16 protein-coding genes are annotated in these 15,890 nt (G+C 33.4%); 12 read left to right on the plus strand and 4 right to left on the minus strand.

The features are described 5' to 3' along the window. Positions 1 to 287 precede the first annotated feature (287 nt). The 8 genes from sstT (at position 288) to adhP (ending at position 7,083) form a co-directional block, all read left to right on the plus strand. Positions 288 to 1,496 carry a serine/threonine transporter SstT gene (sstT, locus tag ABE048_RS10520; RefSeq protein ID WP_430311195.1) on the plus strand — a complete coding sequence of 403 codons (1,209 nt, stop codon included), beginning with the start codon at positions 288 to 290 and terminating at the stop codon, positions 1,494 to 1,496. 176 nt (positions 1,497 to 1,672) lie between these two features. Then, the gene (locus tag ABE048_RS10525; RefSeq protein ID WP_430311197.1) at positions 1,673 to 2,320 is read left to right on the plus strand and encodes a TetR/AcrR family transcriptional regulator; all 648 of its coding nucleotides are present in this window, start codon (positions 1,673 to 1,675) and stop codon (positions 2,318 to 2,320) included. 56 nt (positions 2,321 to 2,376) lie between these two features. Continuing rightward, complete coding sequence (locus ABE048_RS10530) at positions 2,377 to 3,156, plus strand: DUF4097 family beta strand repeat-containing protein (RefSeq protein WP_430311199.1); 780 nt, start codon at positions 2,377 to 2,379, stop codon at positions 3,154 to 3,156. Between the two features lie 89 nt (positions 3,157 to 3,245). Further along, a complete protein-coding gene (locus ABE048_RS10535) occupies positions 3,246 to 3,419 on the plus strand; it encodes a hypothetical protein (protein ID WP_430311201.1) in 174 nt (57 codons plus the stop codon). A gap of 161 nt (positions 3,420 to 3,580) precedes the next feature. After that, entirely contained in the window at positions 3,581 to 4,021 is a 441-nt protein-coding gene (locus ABE048_RS10540) for a hypothetical protein (RefSeq protein ID WP_430311202.1), read from the plus strand. A gap of 63 nt (positions 4,022 to 4,084) precedes the next feature. Continuing rightward, a complete protein-coding gene (locus ABE048_RS10545; protein WP_430311203.1) occupies positions 4,085 to 5,374 on the plus strand; it encodes a YheC/YheD family protein in 1,290 nt (429 codons plus the stop codon). A 120-nt stretch (positions 5,375 to 5,494) separates the two neighbouring features. Beyond that, positions 5,495 to 5,665, plus strand: coding sequence for a hypothetical protein (locus ABE048_RS10550; RefSeq protein WP_430311205.1), 171 nt, complete (start codon positions 5,495 to 5,497; stop codon positions 5,663 to 5,665). Positions 5,666 to 6,060: 395 nt separating this feature from the next. Next, positions 6,061 to 7,083, plus strand: coding sequence for an alcohol dehydrogenase AdhP (adhP, locus tag ABE048_RS10555; protein ID WP_430311207.1), 1,023 nt, complete (start codon positions 6,061 to 6,063; stop codon positions 7,081 to 7,083). A gap of 224 nt (positions 7,084 to 7,307) precedes the next feature. Here adhP and ABE048_RS10560 read toward each other — a convergent pair whose 3' ends face one another. From ABE048_RS10560 to ABE048_RS10570, 3 genes are all read right to left on the minus strand, one after another. Next, positions 7,308 to 7,529, minus strand: coding sequence for a hypothetical protein (locus tag ABE048_RS10560; RefSeq protein WP_430311208.1), 222 nt, complete (start codon positions 7,527 to 7,529; stop codon positions 7,308 to 7,310). A 186-nt stretch (positions 7,530 to 7,715) separates the two neighbouring features. Continuing rightward, positions 7,716 to 8,219 (minus strand): hypothetical protein, encoded by a 504-nt coding sequence (locus tag ABE048_RS10565; RefSeq protein WP_430311210.1) that lies wholly within the window; start codon positions 8,217 to 8,219, stop codon positions 7,716 to 7,718. A gap of 418 nt (positions 8,220 to 8,637) precedes the next feature. Next, positions 8,638 to 8,841, minus strand: a complete 204-nt coding sequence (locus ABE048_RS10570; RefSeq protein ID WP_403091722.1) for a zinc ribbon domain-containing protein — start codon at positions 8,839 to 8,841, stop codon at positions 8,638 to 8,640. A gap of 690 nt (positions 8,842 to 9,531) precedes the next feature. On the opposite strand from ABE048_RS10570, the gene ABE048_RS10575 reads away from it, so the two are divergent. Together ABE048_RS10575 and ABE048_RS10580 are read left to right on the plus strand one after the other, a co-directional pair. Next, the gene (locus ABE048_RS10575; protein ID WP_430311212.1) at positions 9,532 to 9,963 is read left to right on the plus strand and encodes a hypothetical protein; all 432 of its coding nucleotides are present in this window, start codon (positions 9,532 to 9,534) and stop codon (positions 9,961 to 9,963) included. Between the two features lie 111 nt (positions 9,964 to 10,074). Beyond that, complete coding sequence (locus ABE048_RS10580; protein ID WP_430311214.1) at positions 10,075 to 12,243, plus strand: YheC/YheD family protein; 2,169 nt, start codon at positions 10,075 to 10,077, stop codon at positions 12,241 to 12,243. A 185-nt stretch (positions 12,244 to 12,428) separates the two neighbouring features. Here ABE048_RS10580 and ABE048_RS10585 read toward each other — a convergent pair whose 3' ends face one another. Continuing rightward, positions 12,429 to 13,631, minus strand: a complete 1,203-nt coding sequence (locus ABE048_RS10585) for an ATP-grasp domain-containing protein (protein WP_430311216.1) — start codon at positions 13,629 to 13,631, stop codon at positions 12,429 to 12,431. Between the two features lie 311 nt (positions 13,632 to 13,942). Here ABE048_RS10585 and ABE048_RS10590 point away from each other — a divergent pair, with 311 nt between their 5' ends. Both ABE048_RS10590 and ABE048_RS10595 read left to right on the plus strand, forming a co-directional pair. Then, positions 13,943 to 15,175 (plus strand): Mur ligase family protein, encoded by a 1,233-nt coding sequence (locus tag ABE048_RS10590; protein WP_430311218.1) that lies wholly within the window; start codon positions 13,943 to 13,945, stop codon positions 15,173 to 15,175. A 130-nt stretch (positions 15,176 to 15,305) separates the two neighbouring features. Next, positions 15,306 to 15,737 carry a hypothetical protein gene (locus ABE048_RS10595; protein WP_430311220.1) on the plus strand — a complete coding sequence of 144 codons (432 nt, stop codon included), beginning with the start codon at positions 15,306 to 15,308 and terminating at the stop codon, positions 15,735 to 15,737. Positions 15,738 to 15,890 lie beyond the last annotated feature (153 nt).

Below are 15,890 nucleotides of genomic sequence, written 5' to 3' on the forward strand. Positions count from 1 at the left end.
CCAGCTACAAGTCTCCTGTTTTATTAATGTTCTTATTTGCTAATGATTTATCCTTAATTCGTACAAAAATCTAGAATAACAACATCTAAATCAGAACATTAAATCACCGATATTAGTTTTTCGTTCAGAAATTAGAAAATAAGGACATAAATAAACAGGATTATTGTATAAATTTTTGTCACAATTCTAAAATTTCATGATAAAATGTATTTTATAGAAATACAAAGTGTTTTCTTGGGTGGAAGACAGCATGTTTTTTGCATCAGGGGCACAGAAGGGGAAACATTATGAAAAATATTCTGAAAAAGTGGAATGCGATTAGTCTAGTAAACCGTATTATTATTGGTATCATTATAGGCGTTATCGTGGCACTCGTATTCCCGAAAGCAACATGGGTTCCAATGCTGGGCACGTTATTTGTAAGTGCGTTAAAGGCAGTTGCCCCAGTATTAGTTTTATTACTCGTAATGAATGCGATTGCGGGACATAAAAGTGGCCAGAAAACGAATATGAAAACGATCGTTATTCTTTATGCCGTTGGTACATTTTTAGCGGGATGCGTAGCAGTCATTGCGACAACAATCTTCCCAGTTCAATTAACATTAAAACCAAGTACAGGTGAGTTAAAACCACCTGGTAGCGTTGGGGAAGTAATTCAAACACTTCTTCAAAATGTTGTTGCAAATCCAGTAGATGCATTAATGAATGCCAACTATATCGGTATTTTAGCTTGGGCAATCGTATTAGGGGTAGCGCTTAAGCATGCAAGCGATTCAACAAAAGGTGTGCTAGTAAACTTTTCAGATGCCATCTCAAAGGTTGTACAATGGGTTATTAACCTAGCACCAATTGGTATTATCGGTATTGTATTTGATGCTATTGTAACAAATGGATTTTCGTCATTACTTGAATATGGACGACTACTTATTATATTAGTAGGCTGTATGTTATTTATCGCATTAGTGGTAAATCCATTAATCGTCTTTGTTGCAGCACGTAGAAATCCATATCCACTTGTATTTACAGCATTAAAAGAAAGTGGGATTACAGCATTCTTCACTCGTAGTTCTGCCGCGAATATCCCAGTAAATATTAAGCTTTGTGAAAAATTAGGTTTAGATAAAGATACATATGCTGTATCAATTCCACTAGGATCTACGGTTAATATGGCGGGTGCAGCGGTTACGATTTCCGTGTTGACATTAGCAGCAGCACAAACGTTAAATATTCATGTAGATATTCCAACAGCTATTATTTTAATGGTGGTATCAGCCGTTTCTGCTGCAGGGGCTTCAGGTGTTGCAGGTGGTTCATTACTTTTAATTCCATTAGCTTGTAGTTTATTCGGGATTCAAAATGATGTTGCAATGCAGGTTGTTGCAATCGGCTTTATCATTGGGGTTATCCAAGACTCTTGTGAAACAGCGCTGAACTCTTCATCAGACGTAGTCTTTACAGCAGCAGCACAATATGCGAATGAACGTAAAAATAAATAAGATATAAAAAGAGTTTTAGGGATTGGTACCAAGGGATTGGTATCAGTCCCTTTTTTTAAATGAATAACCTATTATTCATTTTTGGATATTTCTGTATTAACACCTTTTATTGACATGGAAAATATTATAGTATAAATTATAGATACCAACGGTCGGTATTAAAAAGGAGAATAGATATGGCGAGAAATAAATATCCAGAACAAACTTTAGAACAAATACTATCTGTATCAACAAAACTCTTTAAAGAAAAAGGTTATGAAAAGACCAGTATTCAAGACATTATTGCCGAGTTAGGTATGTCGAAGGGAGCGATTTATCATCACTTCAAATCAAAAGAAGATATTTTAAATGCAGTAATGGATCAGCAATTTAGTTATGCAGCTCAAATGTTGGATCACCTGATTCAAACTGTTCAGGCAACGAATGCAAGAGAAAAACTTACAAAAATATTAGATCATATTGTGGTAGACCCAAAAGCACATTCCATGGATAGACTCTTAAGCGAACAAATAAAAAATCCCCAATTTGTTGTGAGAGGAATTAAGACAGGAGTAGATAAGGATGCACCAAATATTGCTCAAGTTATGATAGAGGGGAAAGAGGATGGATCAATCACCACAGATTTTCCTACAGAATGTGCAGAAATTTTTATATTGTTAGTGAATATTTGGATCAATCCTGTTCTATTTGAACGAAATCATGATGAAACTGTAAACCGACTAAAGTTTTTACAACAAATGATGAAAGGGTTGGGGGCCGATATTGTCAGTGATGAACTAATCGAAAAAATAGCTGAACGTTATTCTGATATTGGAGGTTACTAACAAGATGAATCGGAATGAAATTGTTGTGAAATTAATAATGATAGGGAGATATTGAAATGTTTGGCTTTAGTGAATTAACTGATAGAAAAAGAGTGTGTTATAAAGATGCGATATCTGATATTTCATTAGATTGGATTACGGGGGACATCCATATTCTTCAAAGTGAAAATGATGAAATAAAAATTGTTCAAATAACGAATGAGAAATTTCCAGAACATCAACTTTTTCATCATAAAGTAAATAGCGGAAAGCTATATATTTCGGATGGTAGGAAAAAGAAATTAAAAATTGGATTCAATATTCATAAAACGAATTTAGAAATATATCTACCAAAAAGACAACTACATGCTATTTCTATTGATTGTACAGGAGGGAATTTGATTGTTGACGATCTAGACGCGATAACATGCAACTGTAATATAACATCTGGTAACGCTAAACTTTCAGGGAAAATGGAAGAACTAACTATCCGTGCTACCGGATGTAAAATAACCGGGGAATATCTTGATATAAAGAAACTACATTTGAAGACAACTTCTACAAAAATAGATTTTTCGGGAGAGTTTTCAGAAATGAATGTCAATTCAACGGGTAGAAGTATTATGGTAAGCTCATCAACTATGTTACAGAAAATCAAGTCGATTTCTACAGCAGCTAATGTAAAAGTAGCAATTCCAGAAAATGATGGCTTTTCATTCCATTTTAAAAAGCTTTCAGGGAATTTTAAAAGTGATTTCTCTTTAGATAAAGATAAAGATTCATATGTACACAAAAATGGAAAAAGTGAATTCAATGCAGAGGTTAGAGGGGGATTCTTTACATTATGTAAGGCATAAAATATTCGTTTTTCACACCCTTCATCGCTTAAGTTTCGTTTTCAGTTAATTGATAAAGGAGAATAGTAATGATGAAAGGAGAAAATTCTATGAATATACCCTTTATGGTAGGAATAGGTGTAGCTATGATCCTGTTGCTCGTTGGTATCATCGGATTAATGGCGAGCAAAAAGAAAGGTATACCAAACAAATGGGCCTTGTGGTTGATTATATTTGCATGCTGTGCGCTTGTTAGTGCAGTTATTAATTATCAATTTATATAATCTTATATATATTTTCCCTCTGAAAAGGATTATTTTCAGAGGGAATTTTTTATTTTCAAATAATTAATTTGAAAATTTATCGTTCTTCATGACAAATACACTGTCTTCAAACTTGTTTAGATAATATATTGTAATAATCTATTATGAAAGGAGGGGAATATATGGGGGTAACTTGTCCATGCGGTGTTTTAGTAAATGCAACTAAGGTAGGCAAGAATGTCAAATTCAATGGAGTGCGTGGTACGATTACAGGGAATTTGACTTACCTAGCGAATGTTTGTGTTACAACACGTGCTGCTTCTACACTTTCTCTAGTATTTGTAGATACAGAGTCGCCAGGTACTTTTAGCTTCATGTTTACAGCTAATGATATCACGTCTGTTACTTGTAAAAGAGATGGACAAAACTGTGTAGTAACTGTAACAGGAACAGGATTGATTGGTTCAAGGGAATTTCCTTTTGAAGCAGTATTTAGAGATCAAGTTGCAACAGCGGCGAATGATATTGTTCAAAGCTTTGTGATCACAGGCTTCTTCGATCAAAATGGTGCAGTGCCTGTTACACAAGGTTCAATTGTTGCTTTAGGTTGTCAAGCTTTGTAACGCTAATGAAACTCTCGGTTGAAAACGATCGAGGGTTTCTCTAGAACAGGAGGAAAATAGGAAATGAAAGCTAGTAGGGGGAGGCTTAATCTATATAAAATACTATTTGCTGATGAAAAATTACAAAAACATCTTGTTGAAATCCAACTTTTATCAAAAGAATCTTTAATAGCTATGTTAAATGTATACGAGCCAATAGTCATAAAAGCTGTATACGGTTCGGAAGAAATGAATATATTTCATAAAAATAATCAATACCATATTCAAACAATCGACAAAATAGTAACAGTAGATGATAAAGAAGAGTTATTCTCTGCATTGAAAAATGAAACCACACAACGGTACTACATTATTCAAAAGTCACCAACTACGAATAAACAATTACGGCAGTTTATAACAATGCAAAGAGACACGACATTATCTGAATGGTGTATAGCGAAGAAAACAAAAAAGACACGTACCACCTTCAATTCTTTCATTTGTGAAATCTATTTTCATAAAATACGTCAGATTGCCATTCGTGCTGCTACTAAGTTGGGAGAATCGTTTCCAGATTGCTATACAATTGTTCTCGATATTGCTTGTGATAGGTATGGGAATATATGGATTTATGATTCACTCCTTCACCTTCTGAACAGTAAATGGAGCCAGTATCATGTACTAAAAAGAAAGAATTTGCTTCAAAAGTATTTGCCTAAAACAGATTTACTCACTTCAGAAACGTTTCGCGATTATTTACATCACTATAAAGCCATCATTCTGAAGCCATGCATCGGTCAAAATGGAATAGGAGTTCTTCAAATAACGAGAAAAAATTACTCAACATATGAAATTCACGCAGGTATAAGGAAACTAAAAAAAGTGAGCGTGGATGAAGCATTTGAATATATAAAAAAGACCTATCTATCTAAAAGTGAGTATATTGTACAACGAAGGATTGCGCTAGCAACAATCAATAACAACCCGATTGATCTCCGAGTTGTTACACAAAAGGTAAGTGGAGTTTGGAAAATTACAGGTAAGATCGTAAAAGTCGCAGGCGAACAGTTTTTTATTACCAATGCTGCTCAAAAATTACTAACGTTAGATCAGGCAATAATTGATGCTAAGATACGACTAATTCATCACAAAAACTTTGACACACTGCTGAATAAGACTTGTATTCTTGCTTCAACGTTGTTGGAGGAAACCTATGGAGAGCTGAATATTATAGGTTTTGATATAGGCATAGCCAAAAGAGGGAACATATGGATTATTGAAGGTAATAAGGTACCTGATATCAAAATGTTCCATGAGTTGGAAGATAAAACAATGTATCAAACAATATTGAAGATTAGAAACGAAGAAAAATAATATGAATGATCCATCAATGGAAAAGAAGATGAAGAAACGGAAAATTCTTATTACTTTGAAAAAAATATATATTTAATGTAAATTAAATATATATCCAATTTAAAATAAGGGGGGGAACCAATGATATCTTACACAACTACGTGTATGATCTGTAAAGAAAAATTTGAACTTATAGAAGGTACAAAGAAGTATCGTGAATATAAAGAAAATCGAGATAAAAAATTTTGGTGCGATACTTGTGAAGAAAAAATTGTAACAGAAGCTCGAAAAGGTTTTTTAAGTAGATGGTAAACAGATGATAAACAATAAAGAAACATTTTGTTGATCATAAACTTCTTTTCGTTATTTGGTTAAGCATCATAAAGTCAGATTTTTTAAATTGTTTAATTTGGATGTCGTAAATTCGAAGTATAGTTCGGGTATTCTTTTAATGAAAAATAGAGAGAATTTCCTCTTTATCGATTAACTCTTCCTTTGATGTCAGGAGGGTTATTTTTTTTGAAAAAAGATGGGGTAATATAAAATTGAAAGTTTCAATAGACTATAATCTTTCAAATGTAATAGTTTAAATTTTATCTCAACAAGACTTAAGATAACTAAATAATAGAAACATTAAGGAATGACGAATAGTAGTTATATTAACAATCATATATTTAACACTGAAAATAAGAAAGGAGTGAATGTTAGTGAAAGCAGCAGTAGTGAATGAGTTTTCAAAAGAGTTGGAGATTAAAGAAGTTTCTATACCTCAGCTAGAGGAAGGTGAAATTCTCGTAAAGATTGAAGCATGCGGTGTCTGTCATACAGATTTACATGCAGCACATGGGGACTGGCCTGTAAAACCAAAATTACCGTTAATCCCAGGGCATGAAGGCGTAGGGGTTGTTGTTGAAGTAGCAAAAGGTGTTAAATCTATTAAAGTCGGTGATCGTGTAGGGATTCCATGGTTATTTTCTGCATGTGGTGAATGTGAGTACTGTTTAACTGGTAAAGAAACACTATGTCCAAATCAATTAAACGGTGGTTACTCTGTTGATGGTGGATATGCAGAGTATTGTAAAGCACCAGCAGATTATGTAGCGAGAATTCCAGACAATGTGAATCCAGTTGAAATCGCACCTATTTTATGTGCTGGCGTAACAACCTATAAAGCTTTAAAAGTATCTGGTGCAAAACCAGGTGAATGGGTAGCGATTTATGGCATTGGTGGACTTGGACATGTTGCATTGCAATATGCAAAGGCAATGGGACTAAATGTTGTTGCCATTGATATTAGTGATGAAAAATCTAAACTTGCAAAAGAACTAGGTGCAGACCTTGTGATTAATGGCTTAAAAGAAGATCCTGTGGAAGTGATTCAAGAACAATTAGGTGGTGTACAAGCTGCCATTAGTGTTGCTGTAACAAAGAAAGCATTTGAACAAGCCTATGAATCTGTAAAACGTGGTGGGTGCTTAGTCGTTGTTGGCTTGCCAAATGAAGAACTACCAATCCCAATTTTCAATACAGTTCTAAATGGTGTTACAGTTAAAGGCTCAATCGTTGGGACAAGAAAAGATATGCAAGAGGCACTTGATTTTGCAGCACGTGGAAAAGTACGCGCCATTATTGAAACCGCAAAGCTAGAAGATATCAATGAAGTATTTGAAAAAATGGAAGAAGGCAAGATTAACGGCCGTATCGTGTTAACGCTGAATAACGAAGAATAATAATTTAAATAGTTAAATGATTTTAATGCTAATTGTACATTAATAAGTTGTTGAATATAAAAAAAGTAATAAGCAATCAGTGCTGATAGACTCAAGCAAAAATGAGTTTTAGTCTGTGTACAAGCATTCAATATCTAATGTCTTCTAACAATAAAAATAACCCATCAAATTTCAGATGGGTTATTTTTTATTAGTAATTTGTCTTCTTTAAGAGCTTGCTACATTTATTTGCTTTGGACACTTGAATCTGGAGTTAAATCCTTTTCTAATTGATCTAAAATCTCATCTATTCTTTTTTGCGTTTTAGGATTAATGAACATGTAGGATTCATTTGCAATTTGTTTATCTACCGTAGCAGCAGGGACTGGAACAGCTGTGGTACACAATATACCAAATGATAATACAAACATGAGGAGAAAAGATAAAAGTTTGTTTTTTCTATACATACTGGAGCTACTCCTTATTGGTGAAAGATATCGAAATGCTTTCTTATATGTTGCCCCAAACTAAAAAAATAATGTAAAAAGTATGAATCTACAAATCGAGGCTAAGCCTTCATTGTTAATAAGTAGGTTATTTCGGTTAAGAGATAAAAAATATCTCACTGAGATAGTGAGGTATTTTTATGTAGATTATCTCTTGGAAAAATTAATATTATCTCCAAATGAGTATGTTTTAGACTCTGATTTATTATTATTTTCTTTCCAAGTAATTTCATATTTAGTTGCCTTTAATTTTTTTTCAATTTCTTCGTCCGGGAGATCTTTTGTATGGAGAATCATTTCATAATTATAGGTGAATTTATCATCTTCTATCGAGCCACTTCCAAACCAATAATTGTTTCCAAAAACACTTCTCCAATTATCACTTATATTAATTTTTGGGCTTTTTAGTGTATCAAAATTAGAAATGTTTATTTTTATATTAACTTTTTTAAAACTATCTTTTGTAGGATTTTTTAAATCTTTTAATCCTCCTAAGTCTGAGAATTCTTTATCGGTTAAAGAAGATATTTCTGAACTTGATTGTACAATTGGAGAGGTTGGTTTTTTTTCATCTTTCGATATTTCTGTGCATCCGAATAAAGCAAGTATTATTAATAAAAATGTAAAGCATAAAAGGTTACGATATTTCACAATAACAAATCTCCTTTCAAAAACAGAAAAAAAGTAAAAGGCTTTTTCTTAGAAGGCCTTTACTTTATTGCATGTTATATATATTTGAAAAAACATATTTTTACCCGCCGAGTGCATTGTCGTCCCATAATGTCCATTTAGTTTTGTTAGTTTTTGATATAACACTAAAAGTAATGCCGCCAGATTTCCCTCCATCTTTAAATCCAAAATTTACTTCTCCACTGATTGTAAAAATAGCAATCCCAAGTAAATTAAACTCAGAATTGCTATTTCTTATACTCTATTTCAAATTCTCTTTTCTCCAAATCATAGTTATAAAATAAACCTAATATAGACTTTTGCTCGGCAAGGGTATAGGCTATTTCCTTCGCCAATAGCTACTCCTTGGATTTAAAATTCACATATTCATCAGATCAAATTATCCAAAGAATAAATCCAGTATATTGGATGCGGTTGATGAATTTTTATTATAGAACTCTGAATAGCCACAATTTCTACAATAAACCACGATAAACTGATTATGCTGAACATCAAACATTTTAGATAAACCAGTTCCAGTCATTGCAACTTCTTTCTTAGCTGCATCTTGACTTCCACACTTAATACAACCCTTTCCATCCATAAAGGTCGCCTCCTTTTTATATAATTCTTATACGTTAGAATGAAGAAATTAGTTTCAAAAATTTCCTTTTTAAAACGGTTTATTATCATATGCTTTCTTTTCATTTTAAATAATAGGAAAGTAGTTATAATGTAGGATTTTCTAAGATCAAGCGCTATAACTAAAGATGTCAATATTTGTTCCTTCTCAACACCGTTGAATAATCATTGAATAAACGACGAGTACTCGAAAATGCATTCGAATTTCCTTTGTGTGATGTGGAATTAGCGAAGACTCCTGCGGGAAAGCGAGCCAGACGAGACCCCACAGCGAAGAGAGGAGGCTCGTTAGTTCGCCCGCGGAAAGCGAAGCTAATTCCACATCATTTACAAACCAGATTAATACTATTAATATTTGCATTTAAACTCTTTTCAGTTCCCTAAACCTAACCTAGTGTTGAAGAGATCGAATCCAAGCTCACGGAAAGAGCCTGTCTGTAGGGAACATATAAATCTGTTTTCATTAATTTTGTATTCCACTAGTGAAGGAAATGCTCCAAGTGTAAAGGTACCTATACACCTAGAGAAAAGCAGGATTTATATTCCTTAACATATTCAAAATTTATACATAACATAAATAAGAAAGAATTCTGATATACAATTTCATTTTTTTAAAAGTATTGATTGGACAATAGAGGAGTTGAGAAAGAAATTGAACATTGAGAATGCTAATAAGCATTGGTTATGTGAAGCGCTATTTGAACTAAAAGAGCTCCAGGATACGATAATGGATTCGCAGACTAAATATTTTGGTCATTTACTCTTAAACCTAGTCGGTACAGATACCATCCCCTTTTTCTTCATTACGAAAAAAGGAATTCAATTAAGAATTATTGATACTGTTAACCACTTTGAAACAGAATTTTTTCGAATTGAATCTATTGATAGAGAACAATGTATTGTGACTGTTTCATTGTTACGTGCTCTTGATTATGAAGGGCATGATACGAATTTGATTACAGAAATAGTGAGATTAGAGAGAACATCAACCAAAAGATCCTTTGATTTAGAATATATATCAGGTATTCAACTTTTAAGTCATGACCTCTTAATAAAGAAAATCATATTGGAGCCCAAATGGTAACGAAGACCTAAAGACTACTTAATTTAAATGAAAACTGGAGCATCTGTCCATATGCAAGTTACATTGCTTGAATTTAATAGAAAGTGATTTCAAAAGAAGGGAGAGTGTTGGATGACAATTATTGGCATGTTACATCATCGTTTGGATCCAAAAACGGTAATTAAGTCATATGCATATGCAGCAGTTGCAAAGGCAGAGGGAGTTCAGTTGTTTTACTTTACACCTAGGAGTGTAAATTTTGTCAACCGTACCATAAGAGGTAAGGTATTAGAAGAAGGACAATGGCATGAAAGAGTAATGCCATTCCCAGATGTTATTTATAATGCGGGAAGTCCAGAAAAACTAGCAGTATCTAAAAGAATTATAGAAAAATTGAAAGAAGAGATCCCCTTTACAACTAATTCAATTGGGAATAAATGGAACGTAATGGAGAGGCTAATAGAAGCAAAGGAATTCGAAAAATATGTAATTCCTTCAAAAATAGTAAAAAATGTTGAAGACTTTCATAGGTATCTCATTAATAATAATGAAGTTGTGTTTAAACCCATAGATGGACGAAAGGGAAAGGGAATCTATTTTATTTCAAAATTTGGAAAGAATTTTGAAGTAAGGAAGGATACGGAAAATAGTATATATACAAAGCAACAAGTAGATAAACTATTAGCTGATCAGCTTACTACAGGAACGTTTATTGTACAGCCATATATTCAATCAAAGATGAAATCTGGCCAAGTCTATGATTTTCGGCTCCATGTACAAAAAAATGGAGAAGGAAAATGGGTTATAACGACTATTTATCCACGCGTAGCACCAAGTGGTTCGATTATTCCTAATATTAATAATGGTGGTTTTACTAATTACTTAGATCCGTTTTTGGAACAGGAATTTAAAGAAAAAGCGTTTGATATTCGGCGAATGCTAGAGCATTTTTCATTGTCATTAGCACAACATTTAGATGAAATTCAGATGGAGCAATTTGGCGAAGTGATTGATGAAATTGGCATTGATGTTGGGTTAGATGAAAATCTAAAAATTTGGATGTACGAAGTAAACTGGCGTCCTGGCTGTCCACCTGCATTTTATTTAGAACTAGATGTCGTGATTCATAATATTCAATATGCAAAGTATTTAGCAGAAAATCAGAAAAAAATTAAAAATGAAATCATAAAACAAAAGTCTAAATACTTAGATACAAAATTAGGATTACCCATTATCGCCATTACAGGTAGTGCAGGTAAAACAACTTCTAAGGCATTCCTCGGTTCAATTCTATCAACAAAATGGAATGTTTTTGAGTCAAAAGATTATTGGAATACGACCGAGCATACAAAGATACATGCGGCAGAGATTAATAAGTCACACCAGGCAGTTGTTCTTGAATATGGAATGGCATATCCTGGGATTATTACAAGCCACTGTAGCATTATACAACCAAACATCAGTATCGTAACAAATGTAGGTCTTGCACATGTTGGAAACTTTAATGGAGATATTAAAGGTGTGGCAAAGGCAAAGTCTGAATTAATACATGGAATGAACCAAAAAGGTCTACTTGTTTTGAACAAGGATGACGAAAATTCAAAGTATTTATCGACAAATTCATTTAAAGGAGAAATAATAACAGTCGGTATACATTCTGAAGCTAACTATAGGGCCTATGATATTCATTATAAAGACAATGGTATGGTCTTTAAGATGAAGTTAAAAGGTAAGGAGATAGAACTGTTTATTCCAATCTTAGGAGAACATCATGTATACAATGCGCTCAATGCCATTGCAGTTGCAGATTACTTAGGGTTTACGGCTAATGAAATTAAAAAAGGTGTTAATTTCAAAAAACCCCCAAGAAGACTAACACTATATAACTTACGAGATCAAATTACCGTGATTGATGACACTGTTCACTCACATCCCCAAGGCGTAAGGGCTGCAATTGATGTGCTCACGAACATAGCAAAGAAACGAAAAATTGCCATCATAGGCCAAATGAGGGAATTAGGAGATTTAAGAGAAGAAGAATATCGTAAAGTGGGCGACTACATTTATGAACAAGGAATTGATATCTTAATTACCTATGGATTTCGGACAGAGGAAATGGGAGAAGCAGCTCTTGCAAAAGGAATGGACAAAAAAAATGTATATCACTTTATAAAAAAGGATGAATTACATGTTCTACTTGAGAAAATCGTAAGAAAAGAAGACACAATACTTGTAAAGGGCGCTAGTAAAACGAATATGTTTGAAACAGTTAAATTCCTGGATGACACATATAAAGAATAATAATAAAAAACCCGAGTGTATGCCCATTGGAAAATGGAATCTTCGGGTTTTTTGTTTTGTAGGCTAATATTTAAAAAAATGTAAAATAGGCTATTTAAGTGCTTTTGATCATAATAAATCGTTAAGTATATATTTAAGTATAAAATGACCTTCATTTAAATTTATGCTATTTTAGCAAAATTATTTTACACCTTTAAAATGAACTGTATTTCCTTTGCAGCAGCATTTGCGTTGTTTTTGGCTTCTTCCAAAGTGGCTCCTTCGGCAATGACATATGCATAACGATGTCCCATAGATAACGGTGGACTTAATGTTGCCCCTCTTTTAGGTTTTACATATACCTCCACTACACCGGTTGATTTTGAAGCTTTTGTTTTCCCAATCACTTTTTCCAAAATTCCTTTTCGATTCACAATGACGTATTTTGTAAAGATGAACTTGCTGTGCCTAGCTTCAACATTGGGTTTTTCTCCTAAAAACAATTTTAGGGTTTCTTCTACTAAACTAAATCCGAATGCAGCGAGTATCATACTATTCATGGCTCCACCTGAGATTCTTGGATTAATCTCGATGAGTTTCCAACCATTTTTGGTTAACCGAAGCTCTAAATGTAATGCCCCATTTTGAATTCCAAATTTATTAACGATTGATTGGAGTACTTTTTCAATGCCTGTTTGAATATCATCTGGAACATTTGCAAGTAAACCATAGCCAGTAATGATAAAACGTTTACCTTTTCTAATTTCTTGTTCAAAAATTCCGATAATGTGGTTTTTCTCATTATAGACCAGTGCTTCGACTAGGTATTGCGGACCTTCAATAAACTCCTCGATGATGATTGTTTCGTTTGGGTTTTTGCTTTGGAGCACTCTGAGATGATTTTCTAGCTGACCTTTATTAGTCGCTAACAGCACATCTTTAGATCCTGTTGATTTTGGAGATTTTACAATCAACGGATACTCGGTTTTGTAAGAAAATGGTTGATTTGGTTTAATTGAGTAAAACGTAGGTGAATATGGCTGATCTTTTAAGAAGTTCCTTGTCTTCTCTTTATCCTCCATGATTTCAATGGCATTTGTTGACGTAAGGTTATGACAAAATTCATCACATAAAACAGATGCGATATGAACAAAGGGGTCTACAAAACTAACAATCGTTTTAATCTCGAATCCAGTTAATAGTAAATTTCTAATTTCTGCTCTCATTTTATCTAAATTCAATGTATCGATGAAAATCATTTTATGAATATCGGGGTATTCTTTTCTCTGTTGTAACTGCTTTTCCTTGTTGGTGAACAGCACCGTTAAGTAACCTAATTTTTCAGCTGCCCTAACAGCTTCTCGACTTGACCCGGATTTGTTTGTACCGATAAAAATGATGGTTTTCAACTATTTCTCTCCTCCAATTGGTATTTCGATTATTAACACTCTTCTTATATATATGATTAGAAATAGCTTAAAACTGGTTATGTATCATAGCTTCACCCAATCTACTTTTGTGGAGGTGCATATACTATAGTAAGAAAGGAGTGTGAATTGATATAAAACCTCTAAAAGTAAAAGAATTAGTAGCAATTGTTTCAGGAGACTTAAAGCAAGGTTCAATAGATCAAATCATACAGAACGGCGCATATCGACTAAAGCAAGTTAAAAAAACAAATACAGCCCTATTTTCAAGTGTACGAATTACTGGTTGGGAAATGCTAGAACCATATTCACCTCTAATACTTGTGACAGACTGTGAATATAAACAAAAGGAGCTACCTAAAGATTTAATCCTAATTAAAGTAGTGAACTTAGAAGAAGCCTACTGGAAGTTTGTACTCTACTATCGTAGCCAATTTCAACTTCCTGTTGTGGCCATTACCGGAACCTCCGGAAAGACAACGACAAAAGAGATGATTAAACATATTCTTACTTTTGATAAAAAAATTACCGCAACAACTCTCAGTAATAATTCTCGAACAGCTTTTTTACAGTATTTACTTAGCATAGAGGATGAGACTGATGCAGCGATTATAGAAACTCCTGTTGGTTCACCTGGGGATATAAGAAATGCAGGAAAATACTTCAAACCAACAATCGGGATTATAACTAATATTGGCGAGCATCATTTAAATTATTGCAAGACATTAGAGGGGTATATCGAAGCAAAGGGAGAAATTTTGGAGGTAATTGAAAATAATGGTGTATTGATCATAAGCTCAGAGGATGTTAATACAAGTAAAATTGATATGTCGAAATTTAGAGGACATATTATTAAAATTGGGAAACATGAGTCTTGTGATTTTAGAGCAACTCAAATTCGCTATAAACAAAACGGTATGAAATTTACTCTGCATCACAAAAAGAAAAAATATGATATTTTTGTACCTGGATTTGGAGAGCATCAAGTATATAACGCGCTTGCTTCAATTGCTGCTGTTTACCAAATGGGTGTATCCATATCAAAAGCGGCTATTCGATTACATTCGTTCCAGCATTTGAATAAACATCTACAAATTTTTGAAGGCATCAACGATTCGATCCTTATTGATGATACCTGGAGTATTACAACAACTTCCTTACAGTCAGCATTAGAAGTATTAAACGAACTTGGTAAAAGTAAAAAAAAGGTGGCAATCATAGGTACAATTACGGATTTAGGGGCAAGTGGATACAGAATTCACGAACAGGCAGGGGAATTGATCCATGATATTGGTGTGGATGTTCTGATCACCATTGGTGGGCATGCAAAAATTATGGCTGAACATGCAGTGAAATTAGGAATGGACATACCCGTGTATACCTTTAGAAATGATACACTAGCTTACCAATTATTACGTAAAATCGTGGATAACAATACTATTATATTAATAAAAGGGGATATGTATAGTAAGCCGGTGCATGAATTGGCGAAAAATTTAAAAAAGTCATCAAATCCCTCAGAATAAGATAATATTCAGAGGGTTTTTTTCGCAAGTCATTAAAGAAAATCTTTTACGATATAGGTGACAAACACAGTGCCTTATAAAGCAGTAAAATAATAAATTGTAATAATATACGATGAAAGGAGGAAAATTTATGGGCGTAATGTGTCCTTGTGGTGTAAAAGTAAAAGCAAAGAAAAAATGCCATAAGGTTAAATTTAACGGGGTAAAAGGGACAATTGAAGGGAATTTGACATACCGAGCGGATATTTGTGTAACAAACCTTGCATCTTCTACACTCTGTTTAGAATTTAAAGATAAAGAAACACCAAATAAATTTAGCTTCTTGTTTAAGGCAATTTCGATCACTTCTGTTAAATGTAAAAAGGAAGGGCAGAACTGTGTTATATCTGTAAAAGGTACAGGTATGATAGGCAATAAAGTATATCTTTTTAAAGCAATTTTTATAGATTCAATTGAACAAGACAAAGTTAAATGCTTTGTAATTAAAAACTTCTTCAACCAAAATGGTGCAGTCTGTGTTTCACAAGGTTCAATTGATGCTTTAGGCTGTCAGACTTTGTAACAGAAATGAAACTCTCGGTTTAAACAGCCGAGGACACTGGAAAAAGTAAAAATGGAAGAATATTTTGATGAAACTTTGCGTTATTATTTATGTTGAAGTGGATTCAACGTAGACTCCTGTGGGAAAGGTGAGACCCGCAGAGCGATTAAGGAA

The organism is Rummeliibacillus pycnus (genome assembly GCF_050459865.1).
Classification (GTDB): domain Bacteria; phylum Bacillota; class Bacilli; order Bacillales_A; family Planococcaceae; genus Rummeliibacillus; species Rummeliibacillus pycnus_B.

What these genes read in the sequence shown, in the direction of transcription:
- ABE048_RS10540 (WP_430311202.1), top strand. Translation starts at nt 3,581, where the DNA reads ATGGGGGTAACTTGTCCATGCGGTGTTTTAGTAAATGCAACTAAGGTA.
- ABE048_RS10560 (WP_430311208.1), bottom strand. Translation starts at nt 7,529, where the DNA reads ATGTATAGAAAAAACAAACTTTTATCTTTTCTCCTCATGTTTGTATTA.
- ABE048_RS10525 (WP_430311197.1), top strand. Translation starts at nt 1,673, where the DNA reads ATGGCGAGAAATAAATATCCAGAACAAACTTTAGAACAAATACTATCT.
- ABE048_RS10550 (WP_430311205.1), top strand. Translation starts at nt 5,495, where the DNA reads ATGATATCTTACACAACTACGTGTATGATCTGTAAAGAAAAATTTGAA.
- ABE048_RS10530 (WP_430311199.1), top strand. Translation starts at nt 2,377, where the DNA reads ATGTTTGGCTTTAGTGAATTAACTGATAGAAAAAGAGTGTGTTATAAA.
- sstT (WP_430311195.1), top strand. Translation starts at nt 288, where the DNA reads ATGAAAAATATTCTGAAAAAGTGGAATGCGATTAGTCTAGTAAACCGT.
- ABE048_RS10545 (WP_430311203.1), top strand. Translation starts at nt 4,085, where the DNA reads ATGAAAGCTAGTAGGGGGAGGCTTAATCTATATAAAATACTATTTGCT.
- ABE048_RS10590 (WP_430311218.1), top strand. Translation starts at nt 13,943, where the DNA reads ATGCTAGAACCATATTCACCTCTAATACTTGTGACAGACTGTGAATAT.
- ABE048_RS10535 (WP_430311201.1), top strand. Translation starts at nt 3,246, where the DNA reads ATGAATATACCCTTTATGGTAGGAATAGGTGTAGCTATGATCCTGTTG.
- ABE048_RS10570 (WP_403091722.1), bottom strand. Translation starts at nt 8,841, where the DNA reads ATGGATGGAAAGGGTTGTATTAAGTGTGGAAGTCAAGATGCAGCTAAG.
- ABE048_RS10595 (WP_430311220.1), top strand. Translation starts at nt 15,306, where the DNA reads ATGGGCGTAATGTGTCCTTGTGGTGTAAAAGTAAAAGCAAAGAAAAAA.
- ABE048_RS10580 (WP_430311214.1), top strand. Translation starts at nt 10,075, where the DNA reads ATGACAATTATTGGCATGTTACATCATCGTTTGGATCCAAAAACGGTA.